Source organism: Streptomyces sp. NPDC002935, assembly GCF_040611295.1.
GTDB lineage: Bacteria > Actinomycetota > Actinomycetes > Streptomycetales > Streptomycetaceae > Streptomyces.
The window spans coordinates 30,738-44,071 of the sequence record NZ_JBEXNW010000044.1; the positions used below are offsets into that span (position 1 = coordinate 30,738).

The following is a 13,334-nucleotide window of genomic DNA, read 5'->3' on the forward strand; positions in this document are numbered from 1 at the left end:
AGGGAGCCGCCGGGCGGCAGTCGCTTTCCGGTCCTTGGGGGAGCCAGGGTGACTGGCTGTCGCCTGACGGCTGATCAGGGGGTCTGGCGTGCGGCAGGGAAGTTCAAACCAGGCGCTTTCAGGGGTTTGATCAGCGCCTGAACGATCTTTCCTGCCTCTGTTGGGGCGAAAGCGAGCTCGGCGCCGAGTTCACGCGCGATCCACAGGCCTCGTGGCTTCTCGCCCTCGACCGGCTTCCACGTCACGACGTCGCTGAAGTCAGGAAAGTCGCGACGGAAGTCCTGCACTTGGATGACGAGTTCACCAGTAGGCAGGAGCTTCCACAGCATGGAGATCTGGGCGTACTCGGGGACACGCGAGTGTGTGACCGCATTGGCCATCAGCACGCCCCCGATACGTGCCGCATCCTCGATATCCACGGAGATGTTCGCCAGAGTGAGGTACATGCGGGTGTAACTGCGCGCGTTCGCAACCACGTGACGGTTGGCTCGGATTTGTGCGTGCCGCGTCCACGCCGGCTCGTCACGTATGAGACCTGGGATGCCAACGGCGCCTTGCCGATGGCTGCCCAGCATAGAGTGCGGTTTCGGGAAGATCCTGAAGAGTGGCTCGTCGGACGAAGTCATCGTTCCTTCTCAACAGGGGATGGAGCACCAGGTGGTGGCGCCGGCATCACTGACGCCCCACGTTCCGTGGCGCGCATCCACGAGAGATGCGACAAGGGAGAGGCCGCGCCCCGTTTCGGCTTCGCCGTCGACGGAGTGGATCTCCGCGTTCCCCGGCATCCCGTCACGAACGGAGATGCGGAGAGAGCCGTCTCGGACCGTCATCGCAAAGGTGATCTGTGTTCCGCCGCTGTGAAGGATCGCGTTGGTGAACAGCTCTGAGACGATGATCGCCACGTCGTCCGACATCGTCTGAAGGCCGCAATACTTCAAGCGCGCCCTGGCCAGTCGCCGCATTGCGCCGACCCGACTGGCGTCCTCCGGAGACAAGCTCTCACTGCCGCTGCGTCGCGCGATCGCGACACAGGTGGTCATCGAATCCTCCTCGCGGGCGGAGGTTGCGAGGCGCGGCCGTACCGCTGCCGTCATCATCACGCACCCCTGAGGGCAGGACCCTCTGAGACGAGGGCGTTACCTGTCGTGGTCATGGACACACCGTTTCGCGAGTCCGAGGCCGCTGCCAGGGGAATTCAGAGGGGGAAAAGTCTGTCAAGGGGGAAACAGACGGGGGGAGTTAAAGCCATGATTGGCGTCCACTCAAAGACGAGGTCACACTCATGGCAACAGACGAGTTCGCCTTCGCCGAGCTGCTTCTTCAGCTCCGCAAGAAGACCGGGCGAACGCAGGAAGAGCAGGCAGCCGCGATCAACACCGTCTCGGGTCGGGACACGATGACCCGACGTGAGATCAATCGCTACGAGCAGGGCAAGAACATCCCAACGAACCACACGCTTGCGCACATCGCGGTGGCCTGCGGCTTATCCCCTGAACACCTGCAGCGGGAGGCGGCTGCCGCCCGCGCCAGGCGCAGAAAGAGCGCCCGCCGCGCAGGGGAGGACCAGGACGACGTGAAACGCCGGACGCTACTCGAAGGTGCCGTCGTCGGCGCAGCAAGCGCTGCCGAGCCGTGGGAACGCCTCACCCATGCCCTCAACAAGGGAATGAGGATCGACTCCGCCGCGGCCGCCACCCTCGTTGATCGCGCGAGTGCTCTTCACGTGAGCGAGAGTCACCTAACCGCGCTCGAACTGCAGGGCGAGGTCGAGGGTCACCTCGATGCGATCACCGCCGCGCTACCAAGGGCTGGTGACTACGAACGGACCATGACGATCGCCGGCGGAGAAACGGCCGCTTTGGCGGGATGGGTTGCCTGGGACTTGGGGGACCAACGGCGGGCCCACGCCTACTACAAGGTCACCATGGAATGCGCAGAAGCCGCCGGGCACCCGCCTTTGCGCGCCCTGGCCTTGGCCTACGCCAGCTACGGAGCGGCAACCCCGGGAAGGGCTGCTGAACTGTTGGCACAAGCTGCGAAGGATGTACGCGGACCCGGCAACGCCGCCGCCTCTGCCTGGATCTACGGCAGGCTTGCGGAAGAAGCGGCGAGTGCCGGCGACGACACAAACGCCCTCCGGGCCCTGGAGCGCGCTCGCTTCGCTTACGACTTCGCCGATCACACCGCCGAGCAGGCATGGGTGGGTTTCGTGACGCCCTACCGAATGGACTCCCTGGCGCTGTCGGTATACGGGCAACTCGGGAGGCATGAACTGGCCGAGACCGCAGACCACGCGGTGGATCGGCTGGGCAGGGACCTACCGGAATCGGGGGTTGTAGTACTGGGCGACCTGGCTTCGGCGCTGTTGCGCGGCGGAGACCTCGACCAAGGCGTTTATGTGTCACGCCAGTTCGCTGCGGCCGTCGAGGCCCGTCCCAACACCATGGGAAAGGCGCGCGCCGCAGCCATTGCCTCTCAGCTTCCGACCACGGAGCGCGAACTAACCCACCACCTTCAGCTGTTCGCTGCTTGATGCGTCACCCAGCAGTCTCTGGCGTGGACTCTTCGGCAACCCACGCCAGGTATGCCTCGGACCCTCCAGTCACTGGCAGCGTGATCCACTCAGGAACCTCGTAGCTGTGCTCCTTGGACACCCAAGCTTGAAGCTCCGGAAGCCGCGCCGTGGTCGTCTTGTACGAGATCCGCCACTCTTGGGCAGTCTCGATGGCATTCTTCCATCGGTACACCGCGGTGAACGCGGGGTCGATGTGGGCACAGGCGGCCAACCGATTCTCGACCGCGCCACGAGCGAGGTTCTTCGCCTTCTCCTCGTCGTCGATGGTCGTCTGCGCAATCACGATTTCGCTGGCCATGCAACTACCCTCCCAGGTCGATGTATCCGACGGTACCCAGCAGTCTTCGAGTTCTCGAAACGCGCTGCTCGCACTCCTTGTTCCTGATTGCCGACGGCCGTCGCCAAGACCGATCAGAGTTGGGTGGTGATGTCGGGGCGCGGCCCGAACGCCCGCAGGCAGCGGGGGTGAGAGATCGGCCAGGCCGCCGCCTCCTCCACTGTGCGCAGCGTGCCGGTGGCCTTGTCGGGATCCTTGTGGCTGGTCCAGCCGCACCCGGCACCGTCGAACACCTCCATCCACTGCACGCCCGTCTCACGGGCTCGGTTCAGGGTGCCGGCGTTGTAAGCCACCGCGCTCTTGGTGAGCGTCGCCGCCTCCGCCCACGCCTGCACCGGGTATCGGGCACCATTGCGGTAGATGACGTACCGGAGTTGGTGCTCAGTGGCGAGTCGATCGGCGAGCGCCTTCGCGGCCTGCATAGCCGTGGTGTTCCCCGCCGCGAGCAGCGGCACCTCCCGCCGCGCGGCGTCCCGTACGGCTCGGTAGAACGCACCCGCCATCCGCTGCTCCTCCTGGGAGCGGCGTAGGAAGTCGGCGTAGGAGTCGGCGGCCAGCGACTGCAAGGCATCGGTGTGGATCAGCGTCCATGTGAACCGTCCGCCAAGCGATTCGGCGGCATGCTGCGCGCCCTGTTCGTACAGGTGCGGAAGTTGCCGGGCGACGAATGCTCGGGCTTCTGCATCTACGCGCTGCCGGAAGTCGACGATCGCGGCCTGGAACTGGGCGAGCCGGTCGGCGACCATCCGGGAGCGGTCACCGTCACCGATCGCTGCCAGCACTGCGGCTTGCTGGGCTGCCAGGCGCTGCCAGGCATCGTCCAGCACTGCGGCGACCCGCGCCGCGACCGTGGCCGCGTCACCGGGGGTCAACGGCGGGAACTCGTACGCCACTACCGCCGCCAGTGATGGGCGCGCTGCAGCGGGGCGATGACGAGAGCGTCCCCGCCCGCTGCCTCATCCGGCGCGGCCGCGGCCTCGACGAAGGCGATCTGCCGCTCCAGGCCGGTGAGGTTGTTGCTCTGGTCCATCGTGACGACACCGTTGACGGTCAGCTGTAGGGGGTCTGCCAACAGCTTGGCGCGCCGCTCCGACAGCACTTCCAGGGCAACAGCGCGGGCCGTGCCGAGCCGTGCGTAGCGGGTCTGCAGGTCGGCGGTGTCGGTGGCAGGGCCGAGCTGCGCCAAGAGCCAGGCGAGGACTGCGGGATCCACGGGGGTGTCCCTTCCGAGTATGCGGCGCGGCCCGGCGCCCGCTGTGGGGTGCCGGGCCGGGCCTGGCTGGGTTACTCGCCGGCCTGCTTGCGGGTCCGGGCTCGGGCTGGCTTCGTTTGCTCCACCTCCACCTCCACCTCCACCTCCGGCTCCGGCTCCGGCTCCGGCTCCGGCTCCGGCTCCGGCTCCGGCTCCGGCTCGGGATGCGGGCTCGAGGCGGAGTCGGGGTCGGGGTTGCTGGCGGGCGTGTCACCGTCCCCGCCGTCTTCTTCGTCCGGCTCCCACGCCCCTGGGTTGGTGATGACCTCGGCCAGGTCCTCGTCCGGCTCGTCGCCGGGCTGCAGGATCAGCCAGTCGTTCGTCTTCGGGTGCCGCACGTGCACCGCCGCTGCCAGTCGCTGCCCCATGTCACAGCACCTTCGCGGTGATGTGACAGTCCGGCCCGTACAGCACCGGCATGGCCACAGCCGCGCCCTTGGTCCAGATCTGCACCGGGTCATCCTTGGCGCCGCGGGTGACGATCAGGCCGGGAGCGTCCTCGCGGGTGATCTGCGGGTTGCCACCCCGAGACAGCACAAGCGACTCAGCGGTGGTGCCGTACAGGGTCTGCCCCCACTTCGCCCGGTCCGGCGGCAGCATCACCCAGCGGTCGTCCGGCAGGCACTTCGTGGACACGCCGTCCACGCGGACCTGCGCCCGGTACAGGGTGATCGGCGGCAGCCCGTAGTTGTCGCGGACCACGTTGATCTGCTGCGGCGTCAGCGATGCGGTCGGCGTCGTCGACGGGTTCACCGACCCGTAGTAGGCGGCCCGGTAGGCGTTGTTGGCCGCCAGGTAGGAGAATGCGCGCCGCGAGGTGATGACCATCTCGGGCATGGGCGCGCTGATGCCGTCGAGGTAGGAGATCCAGCCCAGCTCGTCCGCTATTGCATCCGCGGTCGGGTCGGACCACAGCTTCGGAACAGTCGGCATGTTCGCCGCAGGCACACCGAAGTCAACGTCGAGGGTGAGCCCGTTCTCTGCCGAGAGGGAGAACTTGCCATCGGTGAGGACATCGCCGGCCGCCAGCTCCAGACGGGAGTTGATGGCTTCGACGTGCCGCTCCACGTCGTCGTACAGCAGCTGCTCCAGGCGGGACGCGTCCGCGCCGCGGGATGCCTCCTGCAGCAGCAGCTCGACCTCGCCGACCATGAGCTTCTGGCCCAGGGACGGCAGCATGCCCTGTGTGGACGTCTGCCACGCCTGCCGGTCGGCGAACGGAACCGAGGCGTCGAAGCTGCGGTACTTCGCCGCGTTTACGTAGCGGCCTGTCTGCTTGATCCGCCACATGACGTCCTGGATCGACACCTTGGCGAACACGGTCTGCGTGAGCAGGAAGTCGGCGGGGGTGGGGATGTAGCGGGCGAACGTGGTCAGGTCCGCCGTGGTGACGTCCCTGATGAGGTCCTGAACAGTCATCGACAAGGCTCCTTTACGCGAACCGGATCTGGCAGATCGCGGACGGGGCAACGGCGGCGACGGCGACCGGGAGCTTCGCGGTCTTCACCGAGCCGTGCCACAGCAGCGCGGCCGGGACCTTCATCTGCGACGGTGCCAACAGCACCTCGGCGAACACGAACCCTGCCAGGTTCTGCCGGCCATCGGAGGCGCCCGTGGAGTAGAGGCCGTACAGGCCTGAGGCGGTGATCTTGCCGACGGGGATGCCGGACAGGAACCGGCTGTAGGGGACGTTCGTATCCGTCGAGGGCATGTAGTGGGTGCCGGACGTGAAGGTGGACATGTCGAGGGTGATGGAGTCGATCTCACCGGTGCCATGGAGGCTGGCAAGCCAGGAGCGGTCGGCTGTCAGGTTCTGGGTGAAAGAGACCGGCTGAACGGTCATGAGTCCTCCCGTGGACGCGACGAAGCGAGTGATCGTCCGCTCACCGGCTGGTGGCGTCGTCCACGAGAGGAAGGGGGCGTGGTCCCCGCAGGTCCGGTCTTAGCCCACCGGTGGGAAGTCAGCTGCCCGTCGCGAAGCCGCGCTGGCGGGCCATGTCGGCCCCGTGCTGGCCAGGCTTGGGCACAGTGCCACCGCGCGGCGGCGGGCCGCCCGCGGGGGAGCCACCGGGTGCGGCGGGCGGCGTCGGGGCGGTGGTGGCGGCGGCGAACAGCTCGGGCCTGCGCGCCTTCAGGGCTTCAGCAGCTTCGGCGATGACGTCCTCGCCGGCGTCGTCCTCGACGACCAGGAGCCGTTCGGCGTCCTTCAGGTCGTCGCCGGTCGCACCGAGCGCCACCAGGGCGGAGCGGCGTGCCGCGGCGCGTTCGCGGACGACGGCCTGTGCCTCGCGTGCGGCAGCTGCGGCGGAGGCTTCAGCGGCGGCCTGCTCGCGGCGCTCGATCTCGGAGAGCTGCGCGGCCTGCGCGTCGCGCTGCTGCTGCACAAACGTGGTCAGGTCATCGGTCTTGGCGAACCCCAACTGCTCGACGAGCTTGCGGATCGCGCTGCGTTCGCCTTGCTGCTTCTCGCGGGCCAGGAGCCGGTTCAGCGCGTCCTGGTCGACAGGCTGCGCGGGCGCCGATGGTGCGGCCGGATCGGTGTTCGGAGCGGTCGGCAGCAGCTGGTTGGTCGGGTCGGTGGGGTCCGCGCCCACGATCGGGTAGATGGGGCGGCCGTCACGCCGGTAGCCGACGGGCGTATGGGGGTCGGGCAGCAGCCTGTCCATGCGGGGTCCAGTCCTCCAGCAGCAGCGCCCCCGCGCCGTCGATCAGTGTAGCCACAGCCCTAGACACGGCAACGGACACGCAGCAGGCCCCGCGGCGCCACAACTCCCCTCCCTCGCCGGCCTAACGCTACGCACGGCATGCCCCCTGGAGGCTCCCCGTGCACACCACCGTTTTCCTGCTGCGGAGCGCGCGGGGCCTTGGTGCCGGTCTGGTGATCATGTGGGAACTGAAACGCCAGGCTTCGGGACCGGGCTGGAGGAAGCCACGGGTCTTCACTGCTGCGGCGGCTGGGCTACTTGCTGCGCTGCTGACCGCCTACGCCTAGAGATCGCCAGTCGACGTGCCCCTCCCGCGCCCGTTCGGTCGGGAAACAGCGGGGAGTTACGGGCGCCGGCGGATACCGGGCATGAGAACGGACCCTGACCGATTTACCTGGTCAGGGTCCGTTTCTGCGGGCGGTGGGTGTGGGATTTGAACCCACGGTGACTCGCGCCACGACGGTTTTCAAGACTCTGTGCCGCTTGACCAACCCATTGAGACCCCACCGACCGCGTGGGCCTCAACCGCTGGCGGCCATCGCACCGAGGATGAAGCCGAGCACCATGCCTGCAACTGAGAGGCTCATAGCCAGGGTGGCGTGCGACTCCTTCCGCTTCATCGCGAGGGCTGACAGCACGATCGCGAGAGGCCCAAGAACGATGGGGAAGAAAAGCAGAGATACCGCCGCGCAAGCAAAGGCGCCCCAGACGAAGCTCGCCGACCTACCTCCACCTGGCTCACCGTAGGTGGTGCCGCACTCCGGGCAGAAGCTCTTGACCGTCTGTGTGACGGTTCCACAAACGGAGCAGAGCCAGGTCACGATCGCGATCCGCAGTTCCTCGCGGGTGGTCCAGCTCCGGCGGTCGAGGACGTTCTTCTGCAGCAGGCTGAAGAACGACTCCATGGCCGCGTTGTCCCCGGCTGCCCCGACTCTCCCTATCGAGCCGGCCATCCGGTGGCGGTCGAGCGCCCGGACGAATTTCCGGGACCGGAACTGACCGGATTCAACCGGTCGTTGCAACACCAGCCTGTTGAAGCAACTGTAGCTGCTCGTTGAACGCCTCGGCGGGTGTCTTCCAACCGAGCGTCTTGCGGGGTCTGCTGTTGAGAGTGTGGGCGACGGCCTCGACTTCCTAGGCGGACCATCTCGAGAGATCGGTTCCTTTCGGGAAGTACTGTCGCAACAGCCCGTTGGTGTTCTCGTTCGTGCCGCGCTGCCACGGACTATGCGGATCGGCGAAGAACACGGGAATGCCGGTCTCGACTCTGAATTGCGCATGGGCCGACATCTCCTTTCCGCGATCCCAGGTCAGCGACCGTGCCAGCTGTTCGGGAAGCGTCGACATCGTATTGGCGAGTGCGGTCTTCATCGTGATCGCCCCATAACCGGCCAGCGCAGGACCATTCTTGACCGATTGCTTGTGCCGGTAGCCTTCCTCGCGCGGCAGGTGAACCAGCATCGTGAACCGAGTTGACCGCTCAACGACAGTGCCGATCGCGGACCGCTCCAGCCCGATGATCAGGTCACCTTCCCAGTGGCCAGGAACGGCACGGTCCTCGGCCTCGGCGGGCCGTTCGCTGATGAGCGCTTGTGGTGTGACGTGCGCCCAGGTCTTCCGACGTGAACGAGCACGCGGGGCCCGTAGCGCGCGGCCCGTGCGAAGGCACAAGATCAGCTCACGCTTGAGCGCCCCTCGGCCCTGAACGTAGAGAGCCTGGTAGATCGCCTCGTGGCTGATGCGCATGGACTCATCATCCGGGAAATCAAGCTTGATCCGGTTCGCGATCTGCTCCGGACTCCATGCCTGAACCCACGCGCGGTCCTTGCGGTGCGGCTTGTTCCGCCCCGTCCACGCGCCTGTCGCAGGTCCCGCACCTCGCGCCGCAGTTGGGCGAGCTCGTTCTTCTCTTCGGTGGTGAGCAGGTCATCGCGCTCGCGCTGAGCGTGTTCTCCCGCTGGGTCCACGAACAGTTCGGCACCGGCCCGCGGGAGTGGCGCAAGAAGCGGACCGAACCGGGGACGCCAAACGGAAGCTGAGCCTGCGAGGACGCGCACGACGGGCGGAATCCCCGCATCCGCGTGGTAGTCCCGGATCGCCAAGTTACCTGTCCCCACAGGCAAAACACGCACTCCTTGCCTGTTCTACCTTGTCACCACCGCGCAGCCAGACTCCGGTGGGAAGACCTTTCCTCCCCTGAAGGCCTTCCCGCCGGACGTGCCCGCGGCCACGAACCGCTACCAGTCCGAAAGGCCGCCGTAGGCTCTGTCTGGCCTCCGGCCGCCTGCTCTGCAGCATCCTCTCCCCGACGCCACGGAGAGAAGCCCGTGCTCTTCCACCGGAGAACGCGGATGAGCCAAGATGCTGATCTGCCCTCAGACACCGGGCCCCGCGCGCCGGAACACTCCACCGCTGCGCTGTTCAGGCACGGCGCCCCGGCCCTGCTCGTTTCCTCGCCGCCAGACATCGCCGGAAGTCCCTGACCGGACACGACGTCAGTCGACCTCGCATGCCACCGGCGGTCATTCCAGCCTTTCCCACGGGAGAACCATGAACGCGTTCAACTACGAGCCGCCCCGGCCCCAACAGCGGATCCCTCACCCCCCAGAGCACGTGACGGAAGCAGCACATGCCGCGCACCGGGCCACAGCGCGGGCGATGGCACGGGTCACGTCCCGCTACATAAGGGCCCACGCCGTCGCCTGGTCGGTCATCGCGGTGCTTCCGCTGCTGGCCGGGCCCTGGCTCGCGACCCGGGTGGCAGGCGGCCTGACCGTCGGCTTCCTGCTCCTGGCCCTGCTGGGCCTGGGCATTCCGCTGACGTCGCGGTGGTTCGACCACGCGACCAGACGGATCACGGAGCAGGCGGCGCCTGCTGGCGATACAGACCCGTTCACGCTGGGGGGCCACACATGAGCACGGCCAACGCGGCCCGTATGGCCGAGAGCTCAATGACCGGCGCCGCCCCCTTGACGGCGTTCTTCCTGGTCGTTGCCACAACCCTGCTGCTCTGCCTGCGGTTCAGCGTCGATTCGGAGGGGATCGACGACCTCTACGCGGCCGGACGCTCGGTACAGCCATGGCAAAACGCGCTGGCGATGACCGGCGACACCATCACCATCCTGCTGCTGCTGAGCTGCACAGGACTGGTCTCGGTCCTGGGCTACGACGGAACAGCCCTGGCCGTGGCCACCGTCGGCTCCTACGCCGTGCTGCTTGTACTGTCCAGACCGCTGCGCAACACCGGCCGCTTCACGCTCGGCGACACGCTCGCCGCCAGGTTCGAGGACCGGTCCATCCGCACGGCGGCGGCCCTGATCTGTGTCATCGTCTGCATCCCCTTCGCCGTCGTGCAGCTGACGTCGGCCGGCAAAGCCATGGCGGCGATGCTCGCCATCACCGGGACAGAATCAGCACAGCTGTGCACGGTGTTCATCGGGGTGGTGGTGGTCTGCGCCGCGGCTCTGACCGGTATGCGCGGCAACACCATGCTCCAGATGATCAAGACACTTACCGTCTTCGTCTGCATGGCCCTGCTTGTGCTCCTGCTGCTGCACAGCATCGGATGGAACCCCGCCCGCCTGCTGTCCGGCGCAGCCGACCGCTATCCCGACCCGGCCGCCTACTTCACCCCGGGACAGACCAACGGCAAAGGCCTCACGGGACGCCTCAACCTGCTGTCCGTACAGGTCACCATCGTCCTCGGGTCGGCCGTTCTGCCCCACATGATCATGCGCGTGAAGACCGCCGAGCACGGCGGCGCCGCCCGGCGCTCCGTCGTCCTCGCCAGCGGCATGGTGGCCGTGTTCGCCACGATGGCCGTCACGCTCGGCCTGGGAGTTGCAGCCCGCAGCGGCGGACTGCCCCCGGCACAGTTCGACCTCCAGTCGGCAACAGCTCTGCTGTCCCTCGGCCAAAGCCTGGCCGGGGGAGCAACGGGCGACCTCCTCACCGCCCTGGTGGTGTCCGCGGTCTTCCTCACCGTCTTGACCGTCGTCGCGGCCCTCGCACTGAGTGCCTCCGCAGCTCTTGTACACGACCTCTACGCAGCCGGTGCCCGCGAAGGCAAGATCACCCCCTCCGCCGAGGTCAAAGCCATGCGGTGGACGACTCCCGTCGTGGGGACCCTGTCTCTGCTGCTGTCGCTGCTGGCGCAGGGCTGGCACATCCAGTTCCTAGCGCAGTTCGCCGTCTCCGTCTCGGCATCCGCAGTACTGCCGAGCCTGGTGTACGCCCTCTTCTGGAAGAAGTGCACACGAGCCGGACTGCTCTGGACCATGTACGCGGGACTCATCTCCTCCGTCGTGCTCCAGATCTTCGGACCAACCGTTTCAGGCGCGCCAGGCGCGCTCTTCTCGTCGGCCGACTTCGGCTGGTTCCCGCTGATGACGCCAGGGCTGGTGTCCATCCCGGTGGGATTCGCCGCCGGCTGGATCGCCAGTGTCTGCACCGCGCGCAGCAGGGACCCCCAGGACGCCGCACGGTACGCGGCCATCACGACCCGCGCGCTGCTGGACCGGCCGGAAGAGAGCCGTGTCTCCTGACCTAAGCGGATAGGGGTGACCACCTACCGGTGATGATGGGCGTGTCCGCCCGGCGCGCCGGGCGGGCGCCGGGCCGGGCGCGGCGGGCAGTACCGCACCCGGCCCCCGTGCGGACGGACGAGCCGCCCGATGCCGCCATCGAGGCAACTCTCTGTGCAATCTCAGAACCTGTGCGGCCAAAGAAACGTGTCGGTGACCCGAGCGGCGGGCGGCCGCTGAGGCACGACGACGCCGACAACGTCTTCGGCGGCCCGCAAAGCCTGTCAATCCCCTCGAATCGCGGAGACCTTCCTATGCAGCCGGCCCTTCACCGAGGCTGGCCCAGTAGTCGTGTTCGTAGTCGATCGGGCTCTTGAAGCCGCACACGCTGTGTAGCCGACGGCTGTTGTAGAAGTCGGTGATCCAGGTCGCGATCCGGATCCGGGCCTCGGTGCGTGTGGCGAAGGCGTGCCGGTGGACGTACTCAACCTTCAGCACGCTGTTGAACGCCTAGCTGACGGAATGTCACCGGTCTCGGAGGATGCCGGGAGCAAGCGTGAGCGGATCCAACTGAGCCTGGGCCACGTGCCCGACGCTGACATTCCACAAGTCACGCGACGCATCCTGGAACAGAACCAGGTCCAGGTGAGCCCGTCGATCCGGTATCAACTCGAGGACCTGCTGTGGGCAGGGTCATCGCCCGAAATACCAAAGAAGATCCGCCGTGAACTGGCACGTGCCCTCAACCTGTCGGAGTTGACACAACATCACGACCGGTTCCTGCAGCTGCTTGACCGCTTCTGGATAGCCGAGGACCCGGGCCTCTCTCTCGAGGCGCTGGAGGGCCTGCTCTTGAACGGCATGCGTCAAGTGACGCTGCGGGACCGCATCGAGCGACATGTCTTCCGTAACCCTGAGGACTGGTCGACCGAGGACCTCTTCGACAATCTCGGTGCCTTCGAGGCCGGGGACGCCAGGTTCGCCCGCTTCCTGGAGGGCCTGGTGTCAGCCGACCTCCTCCTGGATGAGCATCTCCAGGATAAGACTGTCAGTACGATCAACGGCTGTCTCCAAGCCGCTGGAGTCGAGTTGAGGGCAGTCGGCAACGACGGCGGCTACCCAGTATTCGCCGTGGTGCCCACGCGACTGCAAGGCCACCGGCGGCCGAAGAACGTCATCTTCGCCTCACTGACCAAGCCGGACATCCGCTTCCGGTCTTCGGTCGACAACGACATCGAGATCGTCGGAGGGAATCCGGACGACACCCTCGTCTATGACCGTGAGATCTCCACAGAGGGCCTGCGGTGGTGTGATCTGCACGCCTGGTGGCAGGACACCCGCAAGATGAGCACTGAGGCCGAAGTGCGAGGGGATCTGTACCAACGACTCCTCAAAAGCCTGCCGGACAACTCGGAAGGCCAGAAGAACCTCTTCATCGCCTATCACCGAATTCTCGGGCCCTCTCCTGAGGATCCAGCTCTCCTACCCGAAGTGTGGCTGCACTGGGACCACCGAACTGTCAAGGAGCGGGGCCCCGAAGCGCTGCTGCGCTCCCGCATGGACTTCCTGGTGCTGCTGCCTCATGGCCAGCGTGTCGTCCTGGAGGTCGATGGATCCCAGCACTACACCCGCGACCGTGGCCGCACTCCCGATTCCGGCAAGTACGCAGACATGGTCGCCGCTGACCGAGATCTCAAGCTCAGAGGCTATGAGGTGTTCCGCTTCGGCCACAGTGAACTCAAGCACCTCGATTCTGCGGAGGCCCTTCTGCGGCAGTTCCTCCCGGACATGTTCCGCCGTTTCAAGCCTGGGGCCTGAGCAACCATGTGGCACGGAAAGCTGCCCACTGGCTCTGCCGTCCGTCGTTGCGCACAGCCAGCGCTCCGGACGGTGTCCTCCGGTGCCCTTCTGGAAGCATCGGGAACGAGCAAGCCCGACCCCG

15 protein-coding genes, 1 tRNA gene and 2 pseudogenes are annotated in these 13,334 nt (G+C 66.8%); 5 read left to right on the forward strand and 13 right to left on the reverse strand.

Annotated features, from left to right (window positions below; genetic code table 11):
- Nucleotides 1-74 precede the first annotated feature (74 nt).
- Together ABZX90_RS38335 and ABZX90_RS38340 are read right to left on the reverse strand one after the other, a co-directional pair.
- The gene (locus ABZX90_RS38335; RefSeq protein ID WP_355212886.1) at nt 75-626 is read right to left on the reverse strand and encodes a hypothetical protein; all 552 of its coding nucleotides are present in this window, start codon (nt 624-626) and stop codon (nt 75-77) included.
- Nucleotides 627-635: 9 nt separating this feature from the next.
- Entirely contained in the window at nt 636-1,040 is a 405-nt protein-coding gene (locus tag ABZX90_RS38340) for an ATP-binding protein (protein WP_355212888.1), read from the reverse strand.
- 242 nt (nt 1,041-1,282) lie between these two features.
- Here ABZX90_RS38340 and ABZX90_RS38345 point away from each other — a divergent pair, with 242 nt between their 5' ends.
- Nucleotides 1,283-2,533 (forward strand): helix-turn-helix transcriptional regulator, encoded by a 1,251-nt coding sequence (locus ABZX90_RS38345; RefSeq protein WP_355212890.1) that lies wholly within the window; start codon nt 1,283-1,285, stop codon nt 2,531-2,533.
- 4 nt (nt 2,534-2,537) lie between these two features.
- On the opposite strand, the gene cutA is transcribed toward ABZX90_RS38345, so the two are convergent.
- The 10 genes and pseudogenes from cutA to ABZX90_RS38395 all read right to left on the reverse strand — a co-directional run.
- Entirely contained in the window at nt 2,538-2,873 is a 336-nt protein-coding gene (gene cutA / locus ABZX90_RS38350; RefSeq protein ID WP_355212892.1) for a divalent-cation tolerance protein CutA, read from the reverse strand.
- A 113-nt stretch (nt 2,874-2,986) separates the two neighbouring features.
- On the reverse strand, nt 2,987-3,805 hold the full coding sequence (locus tag ABZX90_RS38355) for a hypothetical protein (protein WP_355212894.1): 819 nt from the start codon (nt 3,803-3,805) through the stop codon (nt 2,987-2,989).
- Entirely contained in the window at nt 3,805-4,125 is a 321-nt protein-coding gene (locus tag ABZX90_RS38360; RefSeq protein ID WP_355212896.1) for a hypothetical protein, read from the reverse strand. Before ABZX90_RS38360 ends, ABZX90_RS38355 begins: the two co-directional genes overlap by 1 nt.
- A gap of 71 nt (nt 4,126-4,196) precedes the next feature.
- Nucleotides 4,197-4,532: a hypothetical protein gene (locus ABZX90_RS38365; protein ID WP_355212898.1), complete on the reverse strand. Its 336-nt coding sequence runs from the start codon at nt 4,530-4,532 to the stop codon at nt 4,197-4,199.
- A 1-nt stretch (nt 4,533) separates the two neighbouring features.
- On the reverse strand, nt 4,534-5,583 hold the full coding sequence (locus ABZX90_RS38370) for a major capsid protein (protein ID WP_355212900.1): 1,050 nt from the start codon (nt 5,581-5,583) through the stop codon (nt 4,534-4,536).
- 13 nt (nt 5,584-5,596) lie between these two features.
- Entirely contained in the window at nt 5,597-6,007 is a 411-nt protein-coding gene (locus ABZX90_RS38375) for a head decoration protein (protein WP_355212902.1), read from the reverse strand.
- Between the two features lie 118 nt (nt 6,008-6,125).
- The gene (locus ABZX90_RS38380) at nt 6,126-6,830 is read right to left on the reverse strand and encodes a hypothetical protein (protein WP_355212904.1); all 705 of its coding nucleotides are present in this window, start codon (nt 6,828-6,830) and stop codon (nt 6,126-6,128) included.
- Nucleotides 6,831-7,290: 460 nt separating this feature from the next.
- Nucleotides 7,291-7,366: transfer RNA gene (locus ABZX90_RS38385), tRNA-OTHER, on the reverse strand.
- A gap of 312 nt (nt 7,367-7,678) precedes the next feature.
- Nucleotides 7,679-7,867 (reverse strand): annotated as a pseudogene (locus ABZX90_RS38390) (IS3 family transposase); the annotation flags it as partial.
- A 7-nt stretch (nt 7,868-7,874) separates the two neighbouring features.
- Nucleotides 7,875-8,717 (reverse strand): annotated as a pseudogene (locus ABZX90_RS38395) (IS30 family transposase); the annotation flags it as partial.
- Here ABZX90_RS38395 and ABZX90_RS38400 point away from each other — a divergent pair.
- The 3 genes from ABZX90_RS38400 to ABZX90_RS38410 all read left to right on the forward strand — a co-directional run bounded on the left by ABZX90_RS38400 (nt 8,672) and on the right by ABZX90_RS38410 (nt 11,413).
- A complete protein-coding gene (locus ABZX90_RS38400) occupies nt 8,672-8,908 on the forward strand; it encodes a hypothetical protein (RefSeq protein ID WP_355212906.1) in 237 nt (78 codons plus the stop codon). The pseudogene ABZX90_RS38395 and the gene ABZX90_RS38400 overlap by 46 nt on opposite strands.
- 619 nt (nt 8,909-9,527) lie before the next feature.
- Nucleotides 9,528-9,785: a hypothetical protein gene (locus ABZX90_RS38405; protein ID WP_355212908.1), complete on the forward strand. Its 258-nt coding sequence runs from the start codon at nt 9,528-9,530 to the stop codon at nt 9,783-9,785.
- Nucleotides 9,782-11,413: a cation acetate symporter gene (locus tag ABZX90_RS38410; RefSeq protein WP_355212910.1), complete on the forward strand. Its 1,632-nt coding sequence runs from the start codon at nt 9,782-9,784 to the stop codon at nt 11,411-11,413. Before ABZX90_RS38405 ends, ABZX90_RS38410 begins: the two co-directional genes overlap by 4 nt.
- Before the next feature lie 291 nt (nt 11,414-11,704).
- Here the strand turns inward: ABZX90_RS38410 and ABZX90_RS38415 are convergent, their stop codons facing one another.
- Nucleotides 11,705-11,890, reverse strand: a complete 186-nt coding sequence (locus ABZX90_RS38415) for an IS3 family transposase (RefSeq protein ID WP_355212912.1) — start codon at nt 11,888-11,890, stop codon at nt 11,705-11,707.
- Between the two features lie 87 nt (nt 11,891-11,977).
- On the opposite strand from ABZX90_RS38415, the gene ABZX90_RS38420 reads away from it, so the two are divergent.
- The gene (locus tag ABZX90_RS38420) at nt 11,978-13,210 is read left to right on the forward strand and encodes a hypothetical protein (RefSeq protein WP_355212914.1); all 1,233 of its coding nucleotides are present in this window, start codon (nt 11,978-11,980) and stop codon (nt 13,208-13,210) included.
- The last annotated feature ends 124 nt before the right edge of the window (nt 13,211-13,334 follow it).

What these genes read in the sequence shown, in the direction of transcription:
- ABZX90_RS38370 (WP_355212900.1), bottom strand. Translation starts at nt 5,583, where the DNA reads ATGACTGTTCAGGACCTCATCAGGGACGTCACCACGGCGGACCTGACC.
- cutA (WP_355212892.1), bottom strand. Translation starts at nt 2,873, where the DNA reads ATGGCCAGCGAAATCGTGATTGCGCAGACGACCATCGACGACGAGGAG.
- ABZX90_RS38410 (WP_355212910.1), top strand. Translation starts at nt 9,782, where the DNA reads ATGAGCACGGCCAACGCGGCCCGTATGGCCGAGAGCTCAATGACCGGC.
- ABZX90_RS38375 (WP_355212902.1), bottom strand. Translation starts at nt 6,007, where the DNA reads ATGACCGTTCAGCCGGTCTCTTTCACCCAGAACCTGACAGCCGACCGC.
- ABZX90_RS38400 (WP_355212906.1), top strand. Translation starts at nt 8,672, where the DNA reads ATGCCTGAACCCACGCGCGGTCCTTGCGGTGCGGCTTGTTCCGCCCCG.
- ABZX90_RS38405 (WP_355212908.1), top strand. Translation starts at nt 9,528, where the DNA reads ATGGCACGGGTCACGTCCCGCTACATAAGGGCCCACGCCGTCGCCTGG.
- ABZX90_RS38345 (WP_355212890.1), top strand. Translation starts at nt 1,283, where the DNA reads ATGGCAACAGACGAGTTCGCCTTCGCCGAGCTGCTTCTTCAGCTCCGC.
- ABZX90_RS38365 (WP_355212898.1), bottom strand. Translation starts at nt 4,532, where the DNA reads ATGGGGCAGCGACTGGCAGCGGCGGTGCACGTGCGGCACCCGAAGACG.
- ABZX90_RS38340 (WP_355212888.1), bottom strand. Translation starts at nt 1,040, where the DNA reads ATGACCACCTGTGTCGCGATCGCGCGACGCAGCGGCAGTGAGAGCTTG.
- ABZX90_RS38380 (WP_355212904.1), bottom strand. Translation starts at nt 6,830, where the DNA reads ATGGACAGGCTGCTGCCCGACCCCCATACGCCCGTCGGCTACCGGCGT.
- ABZX90_RS38335 (WP_355212886.1), bottom strand. Translation starts at nt 626, where the DNA reads ATGACTTCGTCCGACGAGCCACTCTTCAGGATCTTCCCGAAACCGCAC.